General features: G+C 43.5%; 21 protein-coding genes and 4 pseudogenes. 6 read left to right on the top strand and 19 right to left on the bottom strand.

Annotation, left to right across the window (positions count from 1 at the left end):
- Positions 1–51: 51 nt before the first annotated feature.
- From P6M73_RS05860 to P6M73_RS05850, 3 genes are read right to left on the bottom strand one after another with little or no spacing between them, the layout of a single operon-like run.
- Positions 52–336: a hypothetical protein gene (locus P6M73_RS05860; RefSeq protein ID WP_277855162.1), complete on the bottom strand. Its 285-nt coding sequence runs from the start codon at positions 334–336 to the stop codon at positions 52–54.
- Between the two features lie 25 nt (positions 337–361).
- Positions 362–853, bottom strand: a complete 492-nt coding sequence (locus P6M73_RS05855; protein WP_277855178.1) for a DUF6568 family protein — start codon at positions 851–853, stop codon at positions 362–364.
- 15 nt (positions 854–868) lie between these two features.
- The gene (locus P6M73_RS05850; protein ID WP_277855177.1) at positions 869–1405 is read right to left on the bottom strand and encodes a DUF2599 domain-containing protein; all 537 of its coding nucleotides are present in this window, start codon (positions 1403–1405) and stop codon (positions 869–871) included.
- A gap of 372 nt (positions 1406–1777) precedes the next feature.
- Here P6M73_RS05850 and P6M73_RS05845 point away from each other — a divergent pair.
- Positions 1778–2983 (top strand): annotated as a pseudogene (locus P6M73_RS05845) (ISL3 family transposase).
- A 64-nt stretch (positions 2984–3047) separates the two neighbouring features.
- Here the strand turns inward: P6M73_RS05845 and P6M73_RS05835 are convergent.
- Both P6M73_RS05835 and P6M73_RS05830 read right to left on the bottom strand, forming a co-directional pair.
- Positions 3048–3668, bottom strand: coding sequence for a hypothetical protein (locus P6M73_RS05835; protein WP_277855175.1), 621 nt, complete (start codon positions 3666–3668; stop codon positions 3048–3050).
- 205 nt (positions 3669–3873) lie between these two features.
- Positions 3874–4572, bottom strand: coding sequence for a hypothetical protein (locus tag P6M73_RS05830; protein WP_277855174.1), 699 nt, complete (start codon positions 4570–4572; stop codon positions 3874–3876).
- Between the two features lie 647 nt (positions 4573–5219).
- Here P6M73_RS05830 and P6M73_RS05825 point away from each other — a divergent pair.
- A pseudogene (locus tag P6M73_RS05825) lies at positions 5220–5339 on the top strand (helix-turn-helix domain-containing protein); the annotation flags it as partial.
- Positions 5340–5665: 326 nt separating this feature from the next.
- Here the strand turns inward: P6M73_RS05825 and P6M73_RS05820 are convergent.
- From P6M73_RS05820 to P6M73_RS05785, 8 genes are all read right to left on the bottom strand, one after another.
- Positions 5666–6445 (bottom strand): RHS repeat domain-containing protein, encoded by a 780-nt coding sequence (locus P6M73_RS05820; protein WP_489666494.1) that lies wholly within the window; start codon positions 6443–6445, stop codon positions 5666–5668.
- Between the two features lie 97 nt (positions 6446–6542).
- Positions 6543–6755 carry a DUF4315 family protein gene (locus tag P6M73_RS05815; RefSeq protein ID WP_277855172.1) on the bottom strand — a complete coding sequence of 71 codons (213 nt, stop codon included), beginning with the start codon at positions 6753–6755 and terminating at the stop codon, positions 6543–6545.
- Entirely contained in the window at positions 6724–7770 is a 1047-nt protein-coding gene (locus P6M73_RS05810; protein ID WP_489666493.1) for an IS1634 family transposase, read from the bottom strand. The genes P6M73_RS05815 and P6M73_RS05810 overlap by 32 nt, the downstream gene beginning before the upstream one ends.
- Before the next feature lie 36 nt (positions 7771–7806).
- Positions 7807–8526 carry an IS21-like element helper ATPase IstB gene (gene istB, locus P6M73_RS05805; RefSeq protein ID WP_277855170.1) on the bottom strand — a complete coding sequence of 240 codons (720 nt, stop codon included), beginning with the start codon at positions 8524–8526 and terminating at the stop codon, positions 7807–7809.
- The gene (gene istA, locus P6M73_RS05800; RefSeq protein ID WP_277855169.1) at positions 8514–10013 is read right to left on the bottom strand and encodes an IS21 family transposase; all 1500 of its coding nucleotides are present in this window, start codon (positions 10011–10013) and stop codon (positions 8514–8516) included. Before istA ends, istB begins: the two co-directional genes overlap by 13 nt.
- A 20-nt stretch (positions 10014–10033) precedes the next feature.
- Positions 10034–11161, bottom strand: a complete 1128-nt coding sequence (locus P6M73_RS05795; protein WP_277855168.1) for an IS1634 family transposase — start codon at positions 11159–11161, stop codon at positions 10034–10036.
- A complete protein-coding gene (locus P6M73_RS05790) occupies positions 11124–11636 on the bottom strand; it encodes a hypothetical protein (RefSeq protein ID WP_277855167.1) in 513 nt (170 codons plus the stop codon). The genes P6M73_RS05795 and P6M73_RS05790 overlap by 38 nt, the downstream gene beginning before the upstream one ends.
- 201 nt (positions 11637–11837) lie before the next feature.
- Complete coding sequence (locus P6M73_RS05785; RefSeq protein ID WP_277855166.1) at positions 11838–12287, bottom strand: hypothetical protein; 450 nt, start codon at positions 12285–12287, stop codon at positions 11838–11840.
- A 99-nt stretch (positions 12288–12386) separates the two neighbouring features.
- Here P6M73_RS05785 and P6M73_RS05780 point away from each other — a divergent pair, with 99 nt between their 5' ends.
- Positions 12387–12635 (top strand): IS3 family transposase, encoded by a 249-nt coding sequence (locus P6M73_RS05780; protein ID WP_277855165.1) that lies wholly within the window; start codon positions 12387–12389, stop codon positions 12633–12635.
- A 251-nt stretch (positions 12636–12886) separates the two neighbouring features.
- Here P6M73_RS05780 and P6M73_RS05775 read toward each other — a convergent pair whose 3' ends face one another.
- The 6 genes and pseudogenes from P6M73_RS05775 to P6M73_RS05750 all read right to left on the bottom strand — a co-directional run bounded on the left by P6M73_RS05775 (position 12887) and on the right by P6M73_RS05750 (position 16657).
- Positions 12887–13294, bottom strand: coding sequence for a hypothetical protein (locus P6M73_RS05775; protein ID WP_277855164.1), 408 nt, complete (start codon positions 13292–13294; stop codon positions 12887–12889).
- A 665-nt stretch (positions 13295–13959) separates the two neighbouring features.
- Positions 13960–14268 (bottom strand): hypothetical protein, encoded by a 309-nt coding sequence (locus P6M73_RS05770; protein WP_277855163.1) that lies wholly within the window; start codon positions 14266–14268, stop codon positions 13960–13962.
- Positions 14269–14337: 69 nt separating this feature from the next.
- Positions 14338–14685, bottom strand: a pseudogene (locus P6M73_RS05765) (transposase); the annotation flags it as partial.
- Between the two features lie 618 nt (positions 14686–15303).
- Positions 15304–15588, bottom strand: coding sequence for a hypothetical protein (locus tag P6M73_RS05760; RefSeq protein ID WP_277855162.1), 285 nt, complete (start codon positions 15586–15588; stop codon positions 15304–15306).
- A gap of 25 nt (positions 15589–15613) precedes the next feature.
- Positions 15614–16105: a DUF6568 family protein gene (locus P6M73_RS05755; protein WP_277855161.1), complete on the bottom strand. Its 492-nt coding sequence runs from the start codon at positions 16103–16105 to the stop codon at positions 15614–15616.
- 15 nt (positions 16106–16120) lie between these two features.
- Positions 16121–16657 (bottom strand): DUF2599 domain-containing protein, encoded by a 537-nt coding sequence (locus P6M73_RS05750; RefSeq protein WP_277855160.1) that lies wholly within the window; start codon positions 16655–16657, stop codon positions 16121–16123.
- 484 nt (positions 16658–17141) lie between these two features.
- Between P6M73_RS05750 and P6M73_RS05745 the strand changes: the two are divergent.
- The 3 genes and pseudogenes from P6M73_RS05745 to P6M73_RS05735 all read left to right on the top strand — a co-directional run.
- Positions 17142–17741 (top strand): annotated as a pseudogene (locus P6M73_RS05745) (ISL3 family transposase); the annotation flags it as partial.
- A gap of 165 nt (positions 17742–17906) precedes the next feature.
- Positions 17907–19217 (top strand): ISLre2 family transposase, encoded by a 1311-nt coding sequence (locus tag P6M73_RS05740; RefSeq protein ID WP_277855159.1) that lies wholly within the window; start codon positions 17907–17909, stop codon positions 19215–19217.
- Between the two features lie 73 nt (positions 19218–19290).
- A complete protein-coding gene (locus P6M73_RS05735; RefSeq protein ID WP_277855158.1) occupies positions 19291–19791 on the top strand; it encodes a transposase in 501 nt (166 codons plus the stop codon).
- The last annotated feature ends 46 nt before the right edge of the window (positions 19792–19837 follow it).

Raw genomic sequence — 19837 nt, 5'->3', positions numbered from 1 at the left:
ATTAGAGGTGCCCTTTGTTCCAGTACTTGCGCTAGCTCGTATATTTGAATTTTAACTGCGATCTATCAAGTGATCAGCCAGAGTAAAACTATTAATAATAATGGACGAAACCACAAAAACCCATACTATAACTCTCATTGGGGGGGTTACATCAATTAAACCATTGAAATCTTGATATAATACATATTGAGCATTTAATTCATACACCAAACCAACCGTGAGCAATGACAAAGACATACTAATAAATCTAAATAATTTAGGATTTTTCCCTTTAAAATAATTCACTAAATTTAATAGAGAAAAAATAATCGAAGCAACTCCAAATAATAAAAACATTTATTTACCTCATTTAACTAACAAATTATTCAATTAAAGAATCCGTCAAACTCTTTTCAATTACTTTTAAATTACCACTAATATTAAATTTAACGAATCTATAATTATTTTTACCCTCGAATTTAATTATTGAAGGAACAACCGATATGCCATGTTCATCTCTGAATTTTTTAACAGTTGGGTTTATGTTGGTATCTTCACTATCTAGATAATATATTTCAACCCTATTTGACGTTGAAAAACGCTCAAGTGCAGGCACTATTTTCCGACAACTCGGACAAGTGATTCTACCAATGTATAGCACAAAAGCATCGCCATTCCTTATTTTTTGATTTATACCATCAACAGATATCGGAATGAACTTCTTTGTTGCATATAAATAGGCAATAACATCCATTTCTAAAGTATCAGTAGTATCGTTTTTTATTGCATTATAATTATTTAATAAAACGCCAATCATAATAGTTAAAATTGAGAATAAAAGTATTAGAAATGATTTCTTTAATAATTTATCCATTTGAGGAAGCCATATTTAATTGCATGTTATTGGGTTCATAGAAGTTCTCCAAGGTTCTAGATTCCATTCCGCCTCAATTGCAGCATATCCCAATCTGGCGTGACAATAAAATTGTTCTTTCATAATGTTTGTATTATTCCAATTGGAACTGCTTGCAAATTTAGCATAAACTGAATTCCAACCATTTATTTTGTCGGTTGATGACCAATAACTCTTAAAATTTCCGAGACTAAGTGTTATACCATTAGATCTTGTCTCAAAACGCCCGTAGCTGAAGTAATTTGGAAATTGATTTATCCAGTACATTTGATCTGGATCATACTGAGGCTGAATAATATCACTTGATATTTCCATTTCTGCTTCAAGACTACTTCTACCTATAGCGAGCAGTTCTTCTTGTTTTCGAGTATCACCTTTTTTTATTGCATCCTGATATGCATCGTAAAGGTGATTGAAAGATGTGTATGTTCCATATATTCCCTTGGAAGAATTAATTGTTGTTGCTGAGACATTAATAGGAATGCTTATAGTAGCCAATACAATTATTAACAAAAAAATTTTTCTGGAGAATTTCATAAATTATTAGGGTCAATCACATATTCTGTGGGATTGACCGACTAGATCCCTTCCCCAAACCAGCATAACATTTGATAATAGAACGAGCCCCGCGCTATGATGGAAATGCATCTGGACGGATGTACAAATCCAAGCACAGCGGAGGCTCTGATGAATTATACACAGAACGGACAGGCTAACACAATCACTGATTCCTAAAATTTTCTGCACATCCCTTCATCCCTTGTTGGGTTTACTAATACGCATAGTTCGCAGCATATCGCCGTTTCCGGTAAGAGTGTTGTTCAGTTGCATGGAGTCCTCAAGCTAGATGACACCGATCGCGCCTGCCCCAACTGCGGGGGCTTCATGCACATCAACAATACGTCCCCATGCAGTCTCTGGCACCTGAACTTCGGGCACACTTATACGTCCTTGGAGTTCGGCAAGAATAAGTTACTGTGCCCAACCTGCGGGATCACCAAGGTCCAACAGGTGTCTTTCCAGGCACAAGGCCATCGGATCACACAAGCCCTCCTGCAGTACACCAGGGACCTTCTCGCCATCGGAACCTACAATTTCAAACAGGTCGCTGAGATTACTGGTCTAGGCAAGAACACGGTCAAAGCGATCGACTTGAAACGCCTGGAGGAAATGTACACCCTTGATGGCAAGCTCATCAAGCCCCAGCGGCAGGCAAAGTGCCTCAGCATCGACGAGTTCAAGCTTCACCGGGGCCACCATTACGCCACTCATATCATCGACATAGAGACTGGCCATATCCTCTGGATCGCCCATGGCAAGCGCAAGCAGGTCGTCTATGACTTCATTGAGCACGTCGGTCTCGAGTGGATGGACGGTGTTGAAGCAGTCGCCTCGGACATGAACTCAGACTTCCAAGAAGCCTTTGAGGAAAAGTGCCCCCACATCCAGCCGGTCTTCGACCATTTCCACATCATCAAGAATTTCAATGACAAAGTGGTCGCTGAAGTGCGCAAAGACGAGCAGAGGCGTCTTCAGGCGGTGGGTGAGTACAAAGCTGCTGAGTCCCTCAAGAGGACCCGCTATATCCTGATGTCTTCTCGGGAGACGCTGCAGCGCAAAGACCGGGAGGCCGCGGAGGGCAAACCCTTGTCCAAGGGCGGCACGCTCCTCTAAAGGGCAGAGATCACGCGTCGTCCTGGCAGTGAGGAGAAGTACGACCAGTTCATCCAGGAGAACCAGCTTCTGTTCACAGTTGACCTTGTCAAAGAGATGCTCTCGGAGGCGTACAAGGCCGCCAGTGAGCCGGAAATGGCTAGTCTGATCACGGAGGTCATGGAAGTATGCTATGCCTCGGGGAATGAGCACCTGCAATGGTTTGGGCGCCTGATGGACAGACATTTTGAAGGGATTATAGCTTATGCGACCTACCGTATTTCGAATGGTCAAATCGAGGGGATCAACAACAAGATTAAGACATTACGTCGACAAGGGTATGGCTATCCAGATGATGAATACTTCTTCCTCAAGTTATTCGATATGAGTCGTAAAACGTACGTAAGGAATCCACCATCCCACAGAATTTATGATTGAGCCATTTTTTCATAAATTATTCCTTTTGATTTTTAGGATAGGGAGGCATTTAATACTCATCATCTTATAAATTATTCGAAATCAAAAAATTTTGTAATTGGCGCACTAACTCAGCATTTAATGATATTAATCCTAGGTTCTCTACGTCAGTTATAGAATTTTCATTATAGTACGGCTGAAGATAAGTCGTCTGGACATAAATGTAATACCCTTTCCCTTTAAAAGCTACCTCAAAATGAGGAACCATAGATAAACTCCGGTAGTTCTCCTGAACATTATTTGTGTATTTTAGGCTGTCAAAGTAATCAACTCTAATATAATCTTTTTCAATTGAATCGGGAGCATAAAACAAGGTTACCTTTGTAATTGCATTTTTATTTTGATTATTTAGGTAATAAAAATCTATTTGTCTTGGTTTTAAAGTATCTCCTTTATATGAGTTATTATTCTCAGAATTCCACTGCGTACTTGGGTACGATGTTATCTTAGTATATTCCGTAGGATGACTAACATTAATGGAAGTGAAATTATTGGACTTAAAGTCATTTTCTACTTGTAATCTCACATTTTCAAAATACTCGTAGCTTATCAAAGGGGATTTATCGCTTACATATCCACTCATTAATGCAATGAATAGACCACAAGATAAGATAATAGGTACTATTCGGATAAACTTCTTAATCATATAAACACCTTAATCATATAAACTCTATCCTTTCGACTAGATAACAATAATTTTTCACTTCAATTCGATTCTTGTTCCAAAAATCAAGTTTTTTAGGATAACAGGCAGGAATCGATTAAATTACTGCCTGTAAGCTTTTTATTAAACAAATTCCTTCTCTGCAATTAATATGAAATTACAATTTTGAATTGAAACAGACTTAATTTCATCTGTAAATTGGGGCTGCAAAATAGACCCTTACAACATTATCTGAATATGGTGCATAAGAATTACCATTACCTTTTGTATAAGTGCCTGTTGATCCGTCACTATCGCGATACCCATAAATAATGGCACCTTTTGTATAATAACCTTTATGATAAGCTTTTAGATAGCCTGTTCTATTGGTATAGATTTGATATGTATGAGATGTTCCAACCTCATTATAATTTGTATGGGATTGTGAAAGTTGAATAGCGGCTGCTGCTTGGAGTTTCTCAAACATTGCTGTCTTAATTTCAGCAGTCGCTGAAATGGTAAGAGCAGCAACTTGCGTCATTGTCCTTGCACTTGTAATTGATACAGTATAATTTGTGTATGTTCCAGCTTCTCCTCTAGTATCAAATTCTACATCGGCAGCTATATACGCATCTCTTTTTTCTTGTAGTAAGGATGGTTCAAATCTTTCAAACCATTCTTGATAAGTCCATTGAGGTTGGATAGTTATTGGAGAATTCTCACTTCCATCTATACCTAGTTCCTCATTTAAGAATTCTGAAATTCTAATATTGTCCTCTTCTATCATTTGCTTCATAGGCTTTGAGGTAAATGAACTTTTCTGGCTATTGATAGATGATGCTTGTACTCTTATTCCAGTACTAAAAGACATAACCAAAATAACTAGTAAACATAGTATTCTTTTCATAGATAAACTCCCTTTTTCCCAAAAATTGATTAACCATAATACTTTCGATCTTATAATCTTAACTTTGCTAAACAAATTCCGCTGATTTGAGAACACAAACTCCTAATAATACATTTACACAACTGTCATCAATTTAAATTACTCTAACCCCCTTGACTCTAAAAAAGTGAATTACAACTGCATTGGGTATGATTTAGCTATTCACAATATATAAAATTATGAGTAAAAATCGAAAGCTGAATGGGTCAAGTTTTAAAGAGAACTTTTGTGAGATGAAAATAATATGCTTAAAGAAATCAAAATTTATATTTAGTTATTAAAATAGATAATTTATATAAGAACACCTAACAAGAAAAATTAAGATGAAAATATATTGCATAATATTTTTATAGTTTTATATTGTCAGTATACTTATGATATGCTTATAAACGTTTACATCACAATTATAGCAAAGAGTAAACAAATTTTCAAGGAATAGTTAACCACATATTCGCCATCCAATGCTTTTATTGTAGAAGTGTAAGTTGCCAAAGTAAATTCCACACACGATACCAATCAACTGGAATTTACTTTACCAAACTAAGAACTGGATTTTAGTTTGACAAGCAGGTAAGCTGAAATGGCTGGTGCCTCCATTGGAGGCCTATATGCCAAATCAAACTCATCTATCACTAGACGACCGGATCAGGATTCAGGAAAGACTTACCCAAAGGGAATCTTTCCGAAGCATTGCATTAGAACTGGATAAGGACCCTACCACTATTTCTAAAGAAATCAAAAGCCGCCTCCAATACCGAAAAATCAGCTGTTACGGTAAGCCGTTTAACGACTGTCGTCTCCGGATGGGATGCCCGGCCCAGCAGCTTTGTGGCAACAAAGGGTGCAGACGCTCCTGCAAGTTCTGTAAGAGTCATTCTTGCAGAACATTGTGTAGCGCTTATGTGCTGCAGCAGTGCGATCGACTGTCAAAGCCTCCTTATGTTTGCAACGGTTGCGAGGCCAGAAACGCTTGCACGTTGGAGAAGCGGTTTTACGATGCCAAGGCAGCTCAGGCTGAGTATGAGGAGATCCTCACCTCGGCACGGCAGGGCATTCAGTTGACGGAAGAAGAAGCTTTACGCATTGATGCCATCATTAGTCCTCTGCTCTTGAAAGGACAATCCCTACACCACATCCTCATTAACCATGCGGATGAAATCATGCAGGATGAACGCACGATCTCCGGATTATAGTAGCGGCTCTGCAGATAGTAGAGTCCCGTTTCGGTGTCATACCGGTAACCGCGGTAGCGGTAGGGGTTCTTCACGCCAAGAGTTGTCGCCAGGCTGCCAGTGGTGCTGATGAGCTTGCCCCAGCTGTCGTAGTTGTAACTGACAACAGCGGCTCCGGCAGCATCAGCAAGTCCTGTCACATCCCCTTGGAGGTTCGTGAGGTAGAAGTATTCACTACCATCGTAAGTCATGGAGAAAGGTACGCCATTGCCGTCATAGGTGTAATGGATCGTCTCGGCTCCAGTGGTTTCAAACGCTACTTTTCCGCCCAGGTAAGTGTACTTCGTGACGAGGCCATTGACACTTTTCTCGCTCCGCAGGCCGCTGGAGTTATACTTGAAACTTAAGCTGGTGCCGGTTTTGGACAGGGTCTTGAGCTGGCGGCCTTCTTCCCAAGTGTAGGTCCAGCCGTCAAAGTTTAAGGGATTCCCGATGGCGTCATAGGTGATGGCTTTGCCGTCAAAGCTGGTCAGCTTGTCTTTCCAATTGGTGTCGGCATACCCAAAGGGAATGGTCCGCGTCGGGGTACCCAAAGGCTCCGTGGTATAGGCATACTCCTTCTTCTCCAGAAGATTGCCGCCGGCATCGTAGCGGTAGGTGATGGTCTTGTTTAGGACCTGATTGTCTTCCCGGATCAGTTCACCCTCAACTTTGCATAAAAGTTACACTAAATGCTTTTTGAAGCTCAAAACCGTTGCCTCAGACATCTAAAAATGTCATCAGCTCCTGCAAGCTTTTGCCACTTTTTTGGAAAGCCTCCATTACTTGTTTGGCCTCGTGTTCCTTCTTTTGCTTTTGGAGTTCCAACAGTCTGTCCGATAGAGCCTCCTGTTTTTCTTGAAGTTTTGTTAGCTCACTAATTATTCCTGTAATTTCAGTTTCAATCGAAGTTATCGATTTCGTCCGCGCCATCGTCGTATTCATCCTCATCCGGGATTTCTGTTTTTGTCATCAGTGACTGGTTCTTCGATAATAGATTGCCAATTCCGCTTGCAATATCACGAATATTATTCTCGTCCATGCCGAATGAACTTAGAATAACTTTCTGCCGCTTGGTTACGGCGTGATCAAGCCGATAATGTCCTTTACTCCGCCTAACCATTTCGATTTTTTCCAGTTCGCGAAGCGCCGCAGGCACCGTCATATAATTCGGTTTGGTCGCTAATCGAAGCATCGTTTCCTTCAAGAGGTTGTAAATTCTGTTTCGGACAATTAGTGCAATAAATTCGATAAATAGCTTTGCAGCCAATGATTCGGAAGTGTGAACCCGGTTGCTTTTAGACCCAATAAACGATTTGTCCGTGCTGAACAGTTTTTCAGAGTTATCCCGGCCTTTGTAATGGATAAGCGCCTGTGATGCAGTCATCTCAGTAGAGGTGATAATGGAGAAATAACCGCATTGCTCCAACTTTTTCCGAACTACATCCTTTTTTTCTGTATACGAGACAAGCGCATGCTTGTTGTTATAGCGAAGGTCAAAATATTCGTGATATACGTTCCCAAGTGTGATATCTTTTCCAATATGTTTTTCCAAATACAATCCAAGTCTTTCAATCAGTTGCTCCAGCTGTTCTCTCTCAGCAGCCTGTTTGGAAGGGTTGAAGTATAAATGGAAATATCTAAGGGTATTATCGTCCTCATATAACTTAGCTGAAACTGTTTTTCCATATACTGTGTATGAACGGATAGCACACTCGCGATCAGTCTCAAATGTATTTCGGTTCGCTGTTATCAGCTCAGACACGAGGTTTTTACGGCCTTTAACCATGATGATGAAGGAGTAACCATTATCTTCCATGTATTTTATATTAGCTTTGCTGAAATATCCTCTGTCCAGAATGAACCCGACTGATTTATAATTGTACTCTTTCACCTTGTCTACCATATACTCAAACTGGGATGTGTTTGGCAAGTTGGAATTCCCCAGAGTGGAAAATAAGAATTCCCCACCCCCTGGTCCTGATTATTGCATTTTAGAATGTCGAATTCGGTAGCTCTGGCCTTCGTGCATCAGGAGCAGTCCATGATGCACCAGGCGGTCCAGAATGGCCGTGGTCAGCTTCTGGTCGTAGAAGATGGTGTTCCATTCATCGAAGGGCAAGTTGGTCGTGATGACCACGCTGCGCTTCTCATAGCAGTCCGAGATCGCCTCGAACAGCAGTTGGGTACCGACTCGCTCGAAGGGGACATAGCCCCACTCATCAAGGATCAGCAGATCCGCTGAGTTAAGCTTCTTCCAAAACCGGGGTTCTGTCTTGGCGGCTTTTGCCTCGGACAGCAGGTTGACCAGGCGACTGGTCTTGAAGTAGAGGGTTTTATAGCCCTTCCGGCAGGCCTCCACGCCCAGAGCGGTAGCCAGGTGAGTCTTGCCGGTCCCGGGCCGGCCATAGAGAATCAGATTTTGTTTGTTTTCCACAAACTCACCGGAACGGAGCAGCTCGGGGGTAACTCCACCGGGCAGGGTCACATCCGAGAAGTCGAAGGTCTCAAAGCGTTTCATCACCTCGAAGCCGGCCTGCTGGATGTAGCGGTTCTGCCGCTCCAGATCCCGGGACGTCACGGCCTTGGTCAGAAGCTGCAGAAGGAACTCCTCATGGGTGTCGGCCTGGATGTCCTTGTAGATGTCTGCGATGTGGGCCCCCAGACGCAGTTGCCGACAGAGATCAAGAATCATTTCCTGCATGCTGCCACCTCCATGAGCTGACCGTAGGCAGCAAAGTCCAACTCATATTCCGCCAGGACCGGTAAGTGGTCCGGTACGCTGTTTTTCGGGATCGGTGATGGCTTGTTCAGGGCGAAGCTGTAGGCTGCGATGAAGCTGTCCGGATCCAGAGGTTCGAAGCTCAACGCAGACGACAGGGCATTGACCGACTGGTCCACCCCCGTCTCCCGGCTGGAGGCTGCCACAACTTTCAGGATCTGCTTCTTCCCGGATAGATTGCATCCATCGAGGAACTCCTGAACATCCGGAGGGAGTCCTCGGAAGAACCCCGAGTACTTGAGCGCCATTGGCCTTTGAGCCAGAACATCCAGATAGGGCCCCCAGATCATCGACTCCTTGTTTTTCCCATAGAGCCGCTGATGGGTGACCACTTCCTTCATGCGGCTGTCATACACGGTAACGGTGTATGCGCCCACCCTGAGGGTCACTTCCTGGCGGGCCAGCCTGCCGCCGATCGAGTAGCTGTTGGTCTGATAGCGGGCCAAGCCATACTGGTTGGTCCGAGCCAGGACGTACTGGTCCCCGTCGAAGGGATACCGGGGCAGGGCGTTCATGCGGGCCAGATCCTCCTCGAAGAGCGCCCGGACGGTACTCTCCAGCTTGTAGTGATCCCTGTCCAGGTCCTTATCGCAATCCTTCAGCAGCTTCCGGTTATATTCAGCCAGGTCGTCAAACTCAGGGACGGGGACAAAGTAGTTCCTGCGGCTGTAGCCCACGTAATTCTCAACCGACCCTTTTTCATGGCCGGCGGAAGGATTGCAAAAGTTGCTGTCGAACCCGAAGTGGCACTGCATCCGACGGAAGCGTTCGGTGACTTCCCGTTCCCCGTGAGCCAGGATGGCCTTGACTGCGGTGGACATGTTATCCAGGCGGATGGTTGTCGGTACGGCGCCAATATGGTCAAAGATATTGACCAGACCCTGAGCCAGGCACTCAAAGTTCTGTCCCTTGAACAACTGGACAAACTTGGCATCGGAATGCGGCAGGGTCAGTGCCAAGTGATATCCCTCATAGTAGGTTCCTCGCTCGTAGAAATGAGTTTCGCCAAAGTCGATCTGGGCTTCACCGGCGGGATGGAGCAGGGGCAGAGCGGCCAGCTCACTTTGATTCAGCTCCACCCGCAGCTGTTTGACCAGGGTCCGCACCGATCGTTCCGAGAGGTCGAGCTCCCGTCCGTTTTGGGCTTCCAGTTCCTGGAGGCGATGAAAAACTCGACGGGCCGTGTGCCGTTGTTTACGGGGTGCCTTCTGATCGTTCTGTAGCCACTCTTTCACGATTTTGCGGTAAGCATCGGTCTTGCTGCGGCGAACCGTTCGGATCGGTTTTGGCCCGCTGAAATCCTCCTGTTGTAAGTACTTCCGGATCGTCTTTCGGTCGTGACCGGTTACTCGGGCAATATCACTGATGCTTTTCTCTTTCTGACGGTAGAGTTTTTTGATATGACCCAAATTCCCGGGAATTCTATAGTCTACACTTCAAAGTGGAGAATGGTTTGAAGAAATTCCTCCGGTTCGATGGCGAACGCGCTAAGAATGTCCTTTTGTTTCCTGGTCAGTGGCTGGAGCAAACTGCAGCCTGATCCATAATCGGTCCGCTTGATCGTTCCCATCTGTTTGACCAACCGGTTGATGGATTTCTCCCCGCTGTTTTTCCCATGATTGGTCAAATCCGACCACAGAATAAGACTCAAAAAGGCGACAAAGGCTTCCCCTTCTGTCGTCTTTTCTGTGTGCGTCAGAAAGCGGTCATAGTCGATGCTGTTTTTTAAATTCTGGAAGGCCTTCTCCACCATGTCCCGTCGCCCATAAAGTCGTAGTGCCACCTCTGCGCTCTTATCCTGGGTATTGCTCAGCAGGCAGAACATGCCGGCCAGCTCAATCATCTCGGTGATCTTCTCATGATTGCGTTCGTACTCCTCAATCGGTGATGCATTGCGTGTCACATCATAATACTTGTTATACCGAGTAATACTGATGGGCTTCATCTGATTTTGCAGCTCTTCCTCGAGACGATCAACATGCTGGTAGATCCGGGCTTCTTCATCCGCCGCACTGGATGTGTTCAGGTAGATGTGGAGGGTATAGGGCAACTCATTGATCTGGATCACTTTGGACAGTCCATAGCAGCTGGTCTGGGGGATGTGATAACGAGAGTGACGGATCACCGCGGTTGCCTCGATTAATGCCTGACGATAGATTTTCTGGGATTTGGGAGCAGCCATCAGGAAATTGAGTTGGTTCTGGGCCATGAAGCTCAGATTGTCCAGGGTGAGAAAGCCTCGATCCATGATGTAGAACAAATCATTGAGACCGACCAATTCGCCCAATTCCATCATATAGGGGAAAAAGGCCTTGTCCACGATACTTCCGCTGTAGATCTCATAGCAAAGCGGGAGGGCTGTCTTGGTGCCATAGAGCATGCCGATGTTGAGTTGCGGTAGGGTTTCCTGATCCCGATTATAGCCGTACTCTGCCATTTGGATCTCCGCATAGGTCGATATGCTCGTCACATCATAAGCCAGGGTCTGTTCCTCGTCTTTGTGGAGAGCACTCCAGAGCTTAAAACCGAAAGCGCTGCTCTTCGCTGATCTGTGCAAACAGTTCGCTGCTGCGCTGGGAATTCAGACTGAGCCTTGTAGAAAGTAGGCTCTCCCGGATGAACAGATCCAGATTCATCATGACATTGCCTTCGCAGACCATATAGATGGCCATCGCCAAAAGCTCTTGTGCCTGCAAGGGAAATACCTGTTGTAAAGCCTTGGTCAATCCAATAGCCTCAGCTCGCTGCCACAACAGAGCGATATGACCAGCCGCCAGAACCTCTTGAGGCGGGGTCAGGGAAATGGCATCGACTGGCAGCGGATAGAACTCAGTGAATCGTTCATTGGGGATCATCCAACCGGGACGAGTAGGATCCTCTTTGCCAATGGCAACTTCCTTGGCTGTAGGGGTACCCAATGCGTTTCTGTAGCGTTTTTCGACATGATAGACGCGTCTGGGCTTATCCGGGCCATCTTTTTTGTAGGTGATGCGCTCGGTGGGAATTGGGATTGAAATATTGAGCATTGCCATAATATCCCTCCTCTGTAGACTACTTATATTGTAGTCTACAGAGGGGTAATAAGCAAGATAAAAATAAATTAAGTCACAGAGCCATCTCATATGAAATCGGCTCTGTGACTTAATTCGAGGAAAATCCAACATCTATGTCACCCAATTGGGGGATCAAACCGAAGGTGTAGACTATACTATTTCCGGGAATTGGGGATATGATTAACTTGCTCCACTGATAACATCTCCTTGTATAGCCATCCTTTCTGTGTAGTTACTTAAAGGATAGCGTATTTGGGGGGTCAGTGGAGTTCTTTTGCCACTATGGGGAATTCTTAGCTTCCACACCTGTCCATTTTTAGTTTGCCACAAACACTGGGAAACATCGGTTATTGAACCTGGATACTCCTCATAAAATAGTGGAACTCGGTTGGTCTTATCAAATGCTAATGCAAGATTAAACACCGGGAGTCCTTTTTCATCTTTCGCTTTGCCGTATTCTATAAGATCAATATCACCGGCTTGGCAGTTCTTGTTTGTTGAATCATACGAGATGTAAATACATTGCTTATGATCACGTTTTTTGTTCCAGTCATTAAGGAAGCCAATAATCTGTTCCCGAGAAACTGATTTAAGGAACCGACTTACTTTTGAATCGCTGTATATCGTCATTCCTTCCGAAAACAGTGGGTGGTTAAATGCGAAATCAGGATAGTACTGGCCAGCATTTTCTTCATTAACGATCAGGTGTTTTGCAGGATCGCGTCTCCGATGTATTTCTCAAAGGCTGGCTACATCCAGAGCATGTCGCGGGTCGGCCGCTCCATCGACAACGGGCCGATGGAAGGGTTCTTGGGTATCCTGAAGTGTGAGATGTTCTACCTTAAGACCTTCCACACTTACGACGAACACAAGCAGGCGGTGGATGACTACATCCGCTTCTACAACACGAAGCGGTACTTGAGAAAGTACAAAGGCCTGGATCCTCTTGAGGTGAGGAACCAGGCACTGGCTGCATGATCTTGTTTTGGTTATTTCACTGTCCACTTGACAGGGAGCAGTTCAAAAGCGGCTTGCTTCTTTTTTTGCCTTTTTGTTCAACTGTATTTTATGCGATTTTTCCAAGGGTTATGCAAAGGTAAGCTGAAACGAGAATTAATCAGAGGCCCCTAACTACATGGAAGATTAATACCCCAACTAATGTATCCATTCATCCTTCGGAATGATGAGAACTCAGTTAGTTATTGTTTTTGTCTTTTTTCTGTATGATGTTATTTTTTAATCAATATATTTTCATTATCTGACTCTAAATATAAATTTAATTCTTGTTGTTGAGTTGTATTCTCATATTCCGCAAGATTGAAATAAAAAATTTCAGTTTCTTTATTATTTATAACTCCATACATATAAAATTCTGTAGTTGGGTGATATGATATTTGAAACAATATGACATTATTCTCTCCCTCACTTTCTCTAAGTAAAGGTTTTTTAGTGTTATTCTCGAAAGTTCCGACTTCAAAAAAATCGACAGGGAAATTCTGTGTGTTATTAATTTTGATCTGAACGAGGTATTGTATATTTCCTCCTTTGGAGGTATGAGGGCTTGAGATATTTAAACATGAAGTAAAAAGTGATAATAAGATTAAAATATAACTAAAAAAAACTTTAGAATATCTCATGATTATTCTCCTATAGTTTTTAGGGAAACAATATTTTAGCAGGAAACTGACAGGCTTATGATTATTAGATATAAGCCTGTCAGTTTTATTTCGTTAATAAGTTACAACCATATAGAGACCATCTGCTTCCCCAGTAGATAATTTTTTCGGGGAATAACCTGTAACAGAAGAAGTTTGAATTATTCCCCTTAAACAAATTTTGTGATGGTTGACAGAATGGCAGAAGACGTTATGATTACCTTAGAGGTGATAAACATGAAGTCAATCAAAATACTTTTTGTTATTTTGATAATCTTTGCATTTTCAATGTCAATGCTGGCTATCATTACAAACGATATGATTTACCGGGCCTTGTTTGGAATATCAGGGATAGCGTGTCTTGTAATTCAAGCTCTTTTCTTTGAGGATAATCAAAACAATAAGGGTTTACTTTTAATTATCTGCCTATTATTACTACAACAGCTTCTCTAACTACACCTCCTTCGACAGTAATCGTTACCTGGATCATATATTAATATTCAAGTATTTACAACCCTTATAGTGTCCACTTACTCCGGGACAATGGAGGTCTCTGGTGGATCATCTGTCAATGATTTGTATCGTGTTACTGCATTGAAATCCACCAGTACCCACCCCGCCATCGGCCTTGTAAAGTGCTAATAGCCCTATGTTGAATCGTCTATTTTCTTTTTTGTAAGACTCCACTTCTTTACCAAGGTCTTTAATGAAAGCGATTCGCATTTTTCAATCATTCGGTCTTTTGTGATCCGATTGGCCAGGGACTTGAGCTGGCAGCCGTCTTCCCAAGTGTAGCTCCATCCGTCATAGCTTAAGGGGTTTCCGATGGTATCATAGGTGATTGCTTTGACGACAAAACTGGTCAGTTTGTCCTTCAGTTGGCATCGGCATTCCCATTGGGGATGGTGCGTCTGGGTACCCAGAGGCTCCGTGGTATATCCGTACTCCTTCTCCAAAAGATAGCCGCCGCCATCGTAGCGATAGGTAATGGTTTTGTTAGGAACTTATCTCCCCTTTGACCCCTCGTATTCTTTGATGTAGAGTTTGTCGTATGTCAGGCTGCGGAAGAACCGCTCAGTCAGTACATTGTCCAGCGCCTGCCCATTGCCATCCATGGAGACCTGCACCCCGCAAGAGTCCAAAATCTCAAGGTAGGATTGGCTTGTAAACTGGCTTCCCTGATCCGAGTTCATGATCTCGGGTTTTCTTTCGCACTGGGCACGCTTATGGCGGCGCAGGACAAACTCCTTCTCGAGGTTATAGCTGATCTCGTAGTTGACGATCCGGCGGCTATACCAGTCAATGATAACAAAGCGGTACAGGAAGCTTTACTTGAGGAGCACATAGGTGATATCGATCCCCCATACCTGGTTGTTTAGGGAGAAAAAGACTAATTTGGACTCGAAGTACCCGAATCTAATATTACGGTGAGTCAGTACAGTGCTTTTTGGAAAACAGGATTAAAATAATTCCCCCTCGCCTCGAAACGGAATACTTTTGTCAATGTGTAGAATATTATAAGTTTAGTGCCACTGGAACATCCTGAGAGTAATAAGTGCAGTTAGGAATAGCTTATTCTACTAATGTTAATAATGTGACCGATGCACCCCCCTGATAAAAATGCACCCCACCCCCTCAAATCGTTGAACTTTGACCAGGGGTGTGCATTCTATCATTTTCTTAGTCTTTTGCCATAAATAAAACCATCAATTGATAAAAAATATTTTATCGATTGATGGTTTTATTTTGTCTTGGAACGGGTTGAAACAAGGGATTCCTGAAGGTTTTCAGAGACCTCTAATTTCAATTTTGAGAGTCTTCCTGGTGAAGTGATGATCAATATGGTCGTTAGAACTCTGAGATTGCGTTTGAATCGTTTGACAGTTGGTAGGGTGTGCATATTTTCTGCAAATCGTTGGACAATTGAGTAATCGTTGAGCATTAGAGGTGCCCTTTGTTCCAGTACTTGCGCTAGCTCGTATATTTGAATTTTAACTGCGATCTATCAAGTGATCAGCCAGAGTAAAACTATTAATAATAATGGACGAAACCACAAAAACCCATACTATAACTCTCATTGGGGGGGTTACATCAATTAAACCATTGAAATCTTGATATAATACATATTGAGCATTTAATTCATACACCAAACCAACCGTGAGCAATGACAAAGACATACTAATAAATCTAAATAATTTAGGATTTTTCCCTTTAAAATAATTCACTAAATTTAATAGAGAAAAAATAATCGAAGCAACTCCAAATAATAAAAACATTTATTTACCTCATTTAACTAACAAATTATTCAATTAAAGAATCCGTCAAACTCTTTTCAATCACTTTTAAATTACAACTAATATTAAATTTAACGAATCTATAATTATTTTTACCCTCGAATTTAATTATTGAAGGAACAACCGATATGCCATGTTCATCTCTGAATTTTTTAACAGTTGGGTTTATGTTGGTATCTTCACTATCTAGATAATATATTTCAACCCTATTTGACGTTGAAAAACGCTCAAGTGCAGGCACTATTTTCCGACAACTCGGACAAGTGATTCTACCAATGTATAGCACAAAAGCATCGCCATTCCTTATTTTTTGATTTATACCATCAACAGATATCGGAATGAACTTCTTTGTTGCATGTAAATAGGCAATAACATCCATTTCTAAAGTATCAGTAGTATCGTTTTTTATTGCATTATAATTATTTAATAAAACGCCAATCATAATAGTTAAAATTGAGAATAAAAGTATTAGAAATGATTTCTTTAATAATTTATCCATTTGAGGAAGCCATATTTAATTGCATGTTATTGGGTTCATAGAAGTTCTCCAAGGTTCTAGATTCCATTCCGCCTCAATTGCAGCATATCCCAATCTGGCGTGACAATATAATTGTTCTTTCATAATGTTTGTATTATTCCAATTGGAACTGCTTGCAAATTTAGCATAAACTGAATTCCAACCATTTATTTTGTCGGTTGATGACCAATAACTCTTAAAATTTCCGAGACTAAGTGTTATACCATTAGATCTTGTCTCAAAACGCCCGTAGCTGAAGTAATTTGGAAATTGATTTATCCAGTACATTTGATCTGGATCATACTGAGGCTGAATAATATCACTTGATATTTCCATTTCTGCTTCAAGACTACTTCTACCTATAGCGAGCAGTTCTTCTTGTTTTCGAGTATCACCTTTTTTTATTGCATCCTGATATGCATCGTAAAGGTGATTGAAAGATGTGTATGTTCCATATATTCCCTTGGAAGAATTAATTGTTGTTGCTGAGACATTAATAGGAATGCTTATAGTAGCCAATACAATTATTAACAAAAAAATTTTTCTGGAGAATTTCATAAATTATTAGGGTCAATCACAAATTCTGTGGGATTGACCGACTAGATCCATTCCCCAAACCGGCATAACATTTGATAATAGAACGAGCCCCGCGCTATGATGGAAATGCATCTGGACGGATGTACAAATCCAAGCACAGCGGAGGCTCTGAATGAATTATACACAGAATGGACAGGCTAACACAATCAATGATTCCCAAAATTTTCTGCACATCCCTTCATCTCTTGTTGGGTTTACTAATACGCATAGTTCGCAGCATACCGCCGTTTCCGGTAAGAGTGTTGTTCAGTTGTATGGAGTCCTCAAGCTAGATGACACCGATCGCGCCTGCCCCAACTGCGGGGGCTTCATGCACATCAACAATACGTCCCCATGCAGTCTCTGGCACCTGAACTTCGGGCACACTTATACGTCCTTGGAGTTCGGCAAGAATCAGTTACTGTGCCCAACCTGCGGGATCACCAAGGTCCAACAGGTGTCTTTCCAGGCACAAGGCCATCGGATCACACAAGCCCTCCTGCAGTACACCAAGGACCTTCTCGCCATCGGAACCTACAATCTCAAACAGGTCGCTGAGATTACTGGTCTAGGCAAGAACACGGTCAAAGCGATCGACTTGAAACGCCTGGAGGAAATGTACACCCTTGATGGCAAGCTCATCAAGCCCCAGAGGCAGGCAAAGTACCTCAGTATCGACGAATTCAAGCTTCACCGAGGCCACCAGTACGCCACCCACATCATCGACATAGAGACTGGCCATATCCTCTGGATCGCCCATGGCAAGCGCAAGCAGGTCGTCTATGACTTCATTGAGCACGTCGGTCTCGAGTGGATGGACGGTGTTGAAGCAGTCGCCTCGGACATGAACTCAGACTTCCAAGAAGCCTTTGAGGAAAAGTGCCCCCACATCCAGCCGGTCTTCGACCATTTCCACATCATCAAGAATTTCAATGACAAAGTGGTCGCTGAAGTGCGCAAAGACGAACAGAGGCGTCTTCAGGCGGTGGGTGAGTACAAAGCTGCTGAGTCCCTCAAGAGGACCCGCTATATCCTGATGTCTGTTAGTGTAAAGTTACTGTAGGTCGAAAATGAAAGAGAATAAGCCCAAGTGCTAGAATGTTAGTAACAACAACAAACAAACTACACGAAAGGACTTATTCTCATGCCTATCTTAACAGATTTCAACTCAATGTTCACCTCTCTCAGACAAAGTTTTGATTCAAGAATGGCAAGCGGTACTCTCACCATGGATCAGGTGGTCCAGGAGACTCACGAGCTGACGGATCGGATTGCCCGTGAGCAGATCCAGGATTATGTTCAGGTACTCGATGAGCGCCTGAGGAACTCACAGTTACGGAAAAAAGACTACACCATCGAACGGCGCTATCAAACAAAAACCATCGCTACTACAGCCGGACCTGTGGTCTTTGACCGGACGTACTTTCGGGATAAAAAGACTAATCACCATGTGTGTCTGGTGGATCGTCTTCTGGGCCTTGAGCCCCATCAGAGAATCAGCCGGGAACTAGCCTCGTGTCTTCTCTCCAGTGCTAAAGATATTTCTTACCAGGGGACGGTGGAGCGCTATGCAAGCAGCGGAATTACCAGCCGCACTACGGTAATGAATCTGGTCCATCGACTGGGGAACATTGAGTCTTCTGAGGGACCCCTGCCTCAGAAAAAAGTGGCATCTCGGATCTATATTGAGGCCGATGAGGATCATGTAGCTATGCAGGACGGTTCCAATCAGCAGATGCGGCTGATCTACGTCCATGAGGGGCAGCAGAGTGTCGGGAAGAGACGCAAGGCCTTAATGGGTGTACGTCGATTTGCAGGCTTCTACAAGGGCAACTCGGATGAACTGTGGTACGAAGTGTTCGATTACCTGAACTCGGCTTATGAAGTGGATAAGATCGAGGAAATCTCCTTATCAGGGGATGGGGCGTCCTGGATCAAGATGGGTGCCCAGATTCTGCCTCGATGCAAGCTCTATCTGGATAAGTTCCACCTGGAAAAGGCCCTGCGCCAGGCGGCAACGCCGATTGATTCCTACAAAGGGACAAAGGATGAATATTACTGGTACCTCAAAGACGCCATCAGCATGGACTCCCTTGAGGACATCAACACATTCTTCGAATCAGCGGCGGGATTGCCGCTTAAAAAGACCCAGGAAAAGAAGTTAGGCGAGATGAAAACCTATCTTTTGTCCAACTGGGAATCGATCCAGAACGCGGCCAAGTCGGGCTATCAGGGCTGCAGTGCGGAAGGGCATGTCAGTCATGTGCTTTCCTCACGGTTATCTTCACGCCCGATGGGGTGGAGCACAGTAGGTGCTGAGAATATAGCGCGCATGCGAGTTTTCGTCCTCAATGGCGGGGATCTCATGGGCTACTTCGCTGCCAAAGAGAAAGAAAAGAAGAAGGAAGCCCGACTTTTGAGGCTGGAAAAACGGATCGTGAAGAAGAGCCGGGTCTACCCGGTAAAACAAGGTTCAATCAGCTATGCAACGCCTCATTTTGGGTGGTATAAATCATAAAACCCGGGCTACTTGGAATCCGCACGGCAGGCTTATTCAGTTTTTGAACCGAAAGTAAGTTGACACTATCCTGATGTCTTCTCGGGAGACGCTGCAGCGCAAAGACCGGGAGGCCGCGGAGGGCAAACCCTTGTCCAAGGGCGGTAGGCTCTTCCAAAGGGCAGAGATCACGCGTCGTCCTGGCAGTGAGGAGAAGTACGACCAGCTCATCCAGGAGAACCAGCTTCTGTTCACAGTTGACCTCGTCAAAGAGATGCTCTCGGAGGCGTACAAGGCCGCCAGTGAGCCGGAAATGGCTAGTCTGATCACGGAGGTCATGGAAGTATGCTATGCCTCGGAGAATGAGCACCTGCAGTGGTTTGGGCGCCTGATGGACAGACATTTTGAAGGGATTATAGCTTATGCGACCTACCGCATTTCGAATGGTCAAATCGAGGGGATCAACAACAAGATTAAGACATTACGTCGACAAGGGTATGGCTATCCAGATGATGAATACTTCTTCCTCAAGTTATTCGATATGAGTCGTAAAACGTACGTAAGGAATCCACCATCCCACAGAATTTATGATTGAGCCAATTATTACCTCGTTTTAATATTTGAATAGAACAGAGCCCAAA

The sequence above is a fragment of the Anaerococcoides asporogena genome, from assembly GCF_029590275.1.
Classification (GTDB): Bacteria; Bacillota; Clostridia; order Clostridiales; family Clostridiaceae; genus JG1575.
Note: the sequence above shows the minus strand (reverse complement) of the source record. Positions and strands in the feature narration are given on the sequence as shown.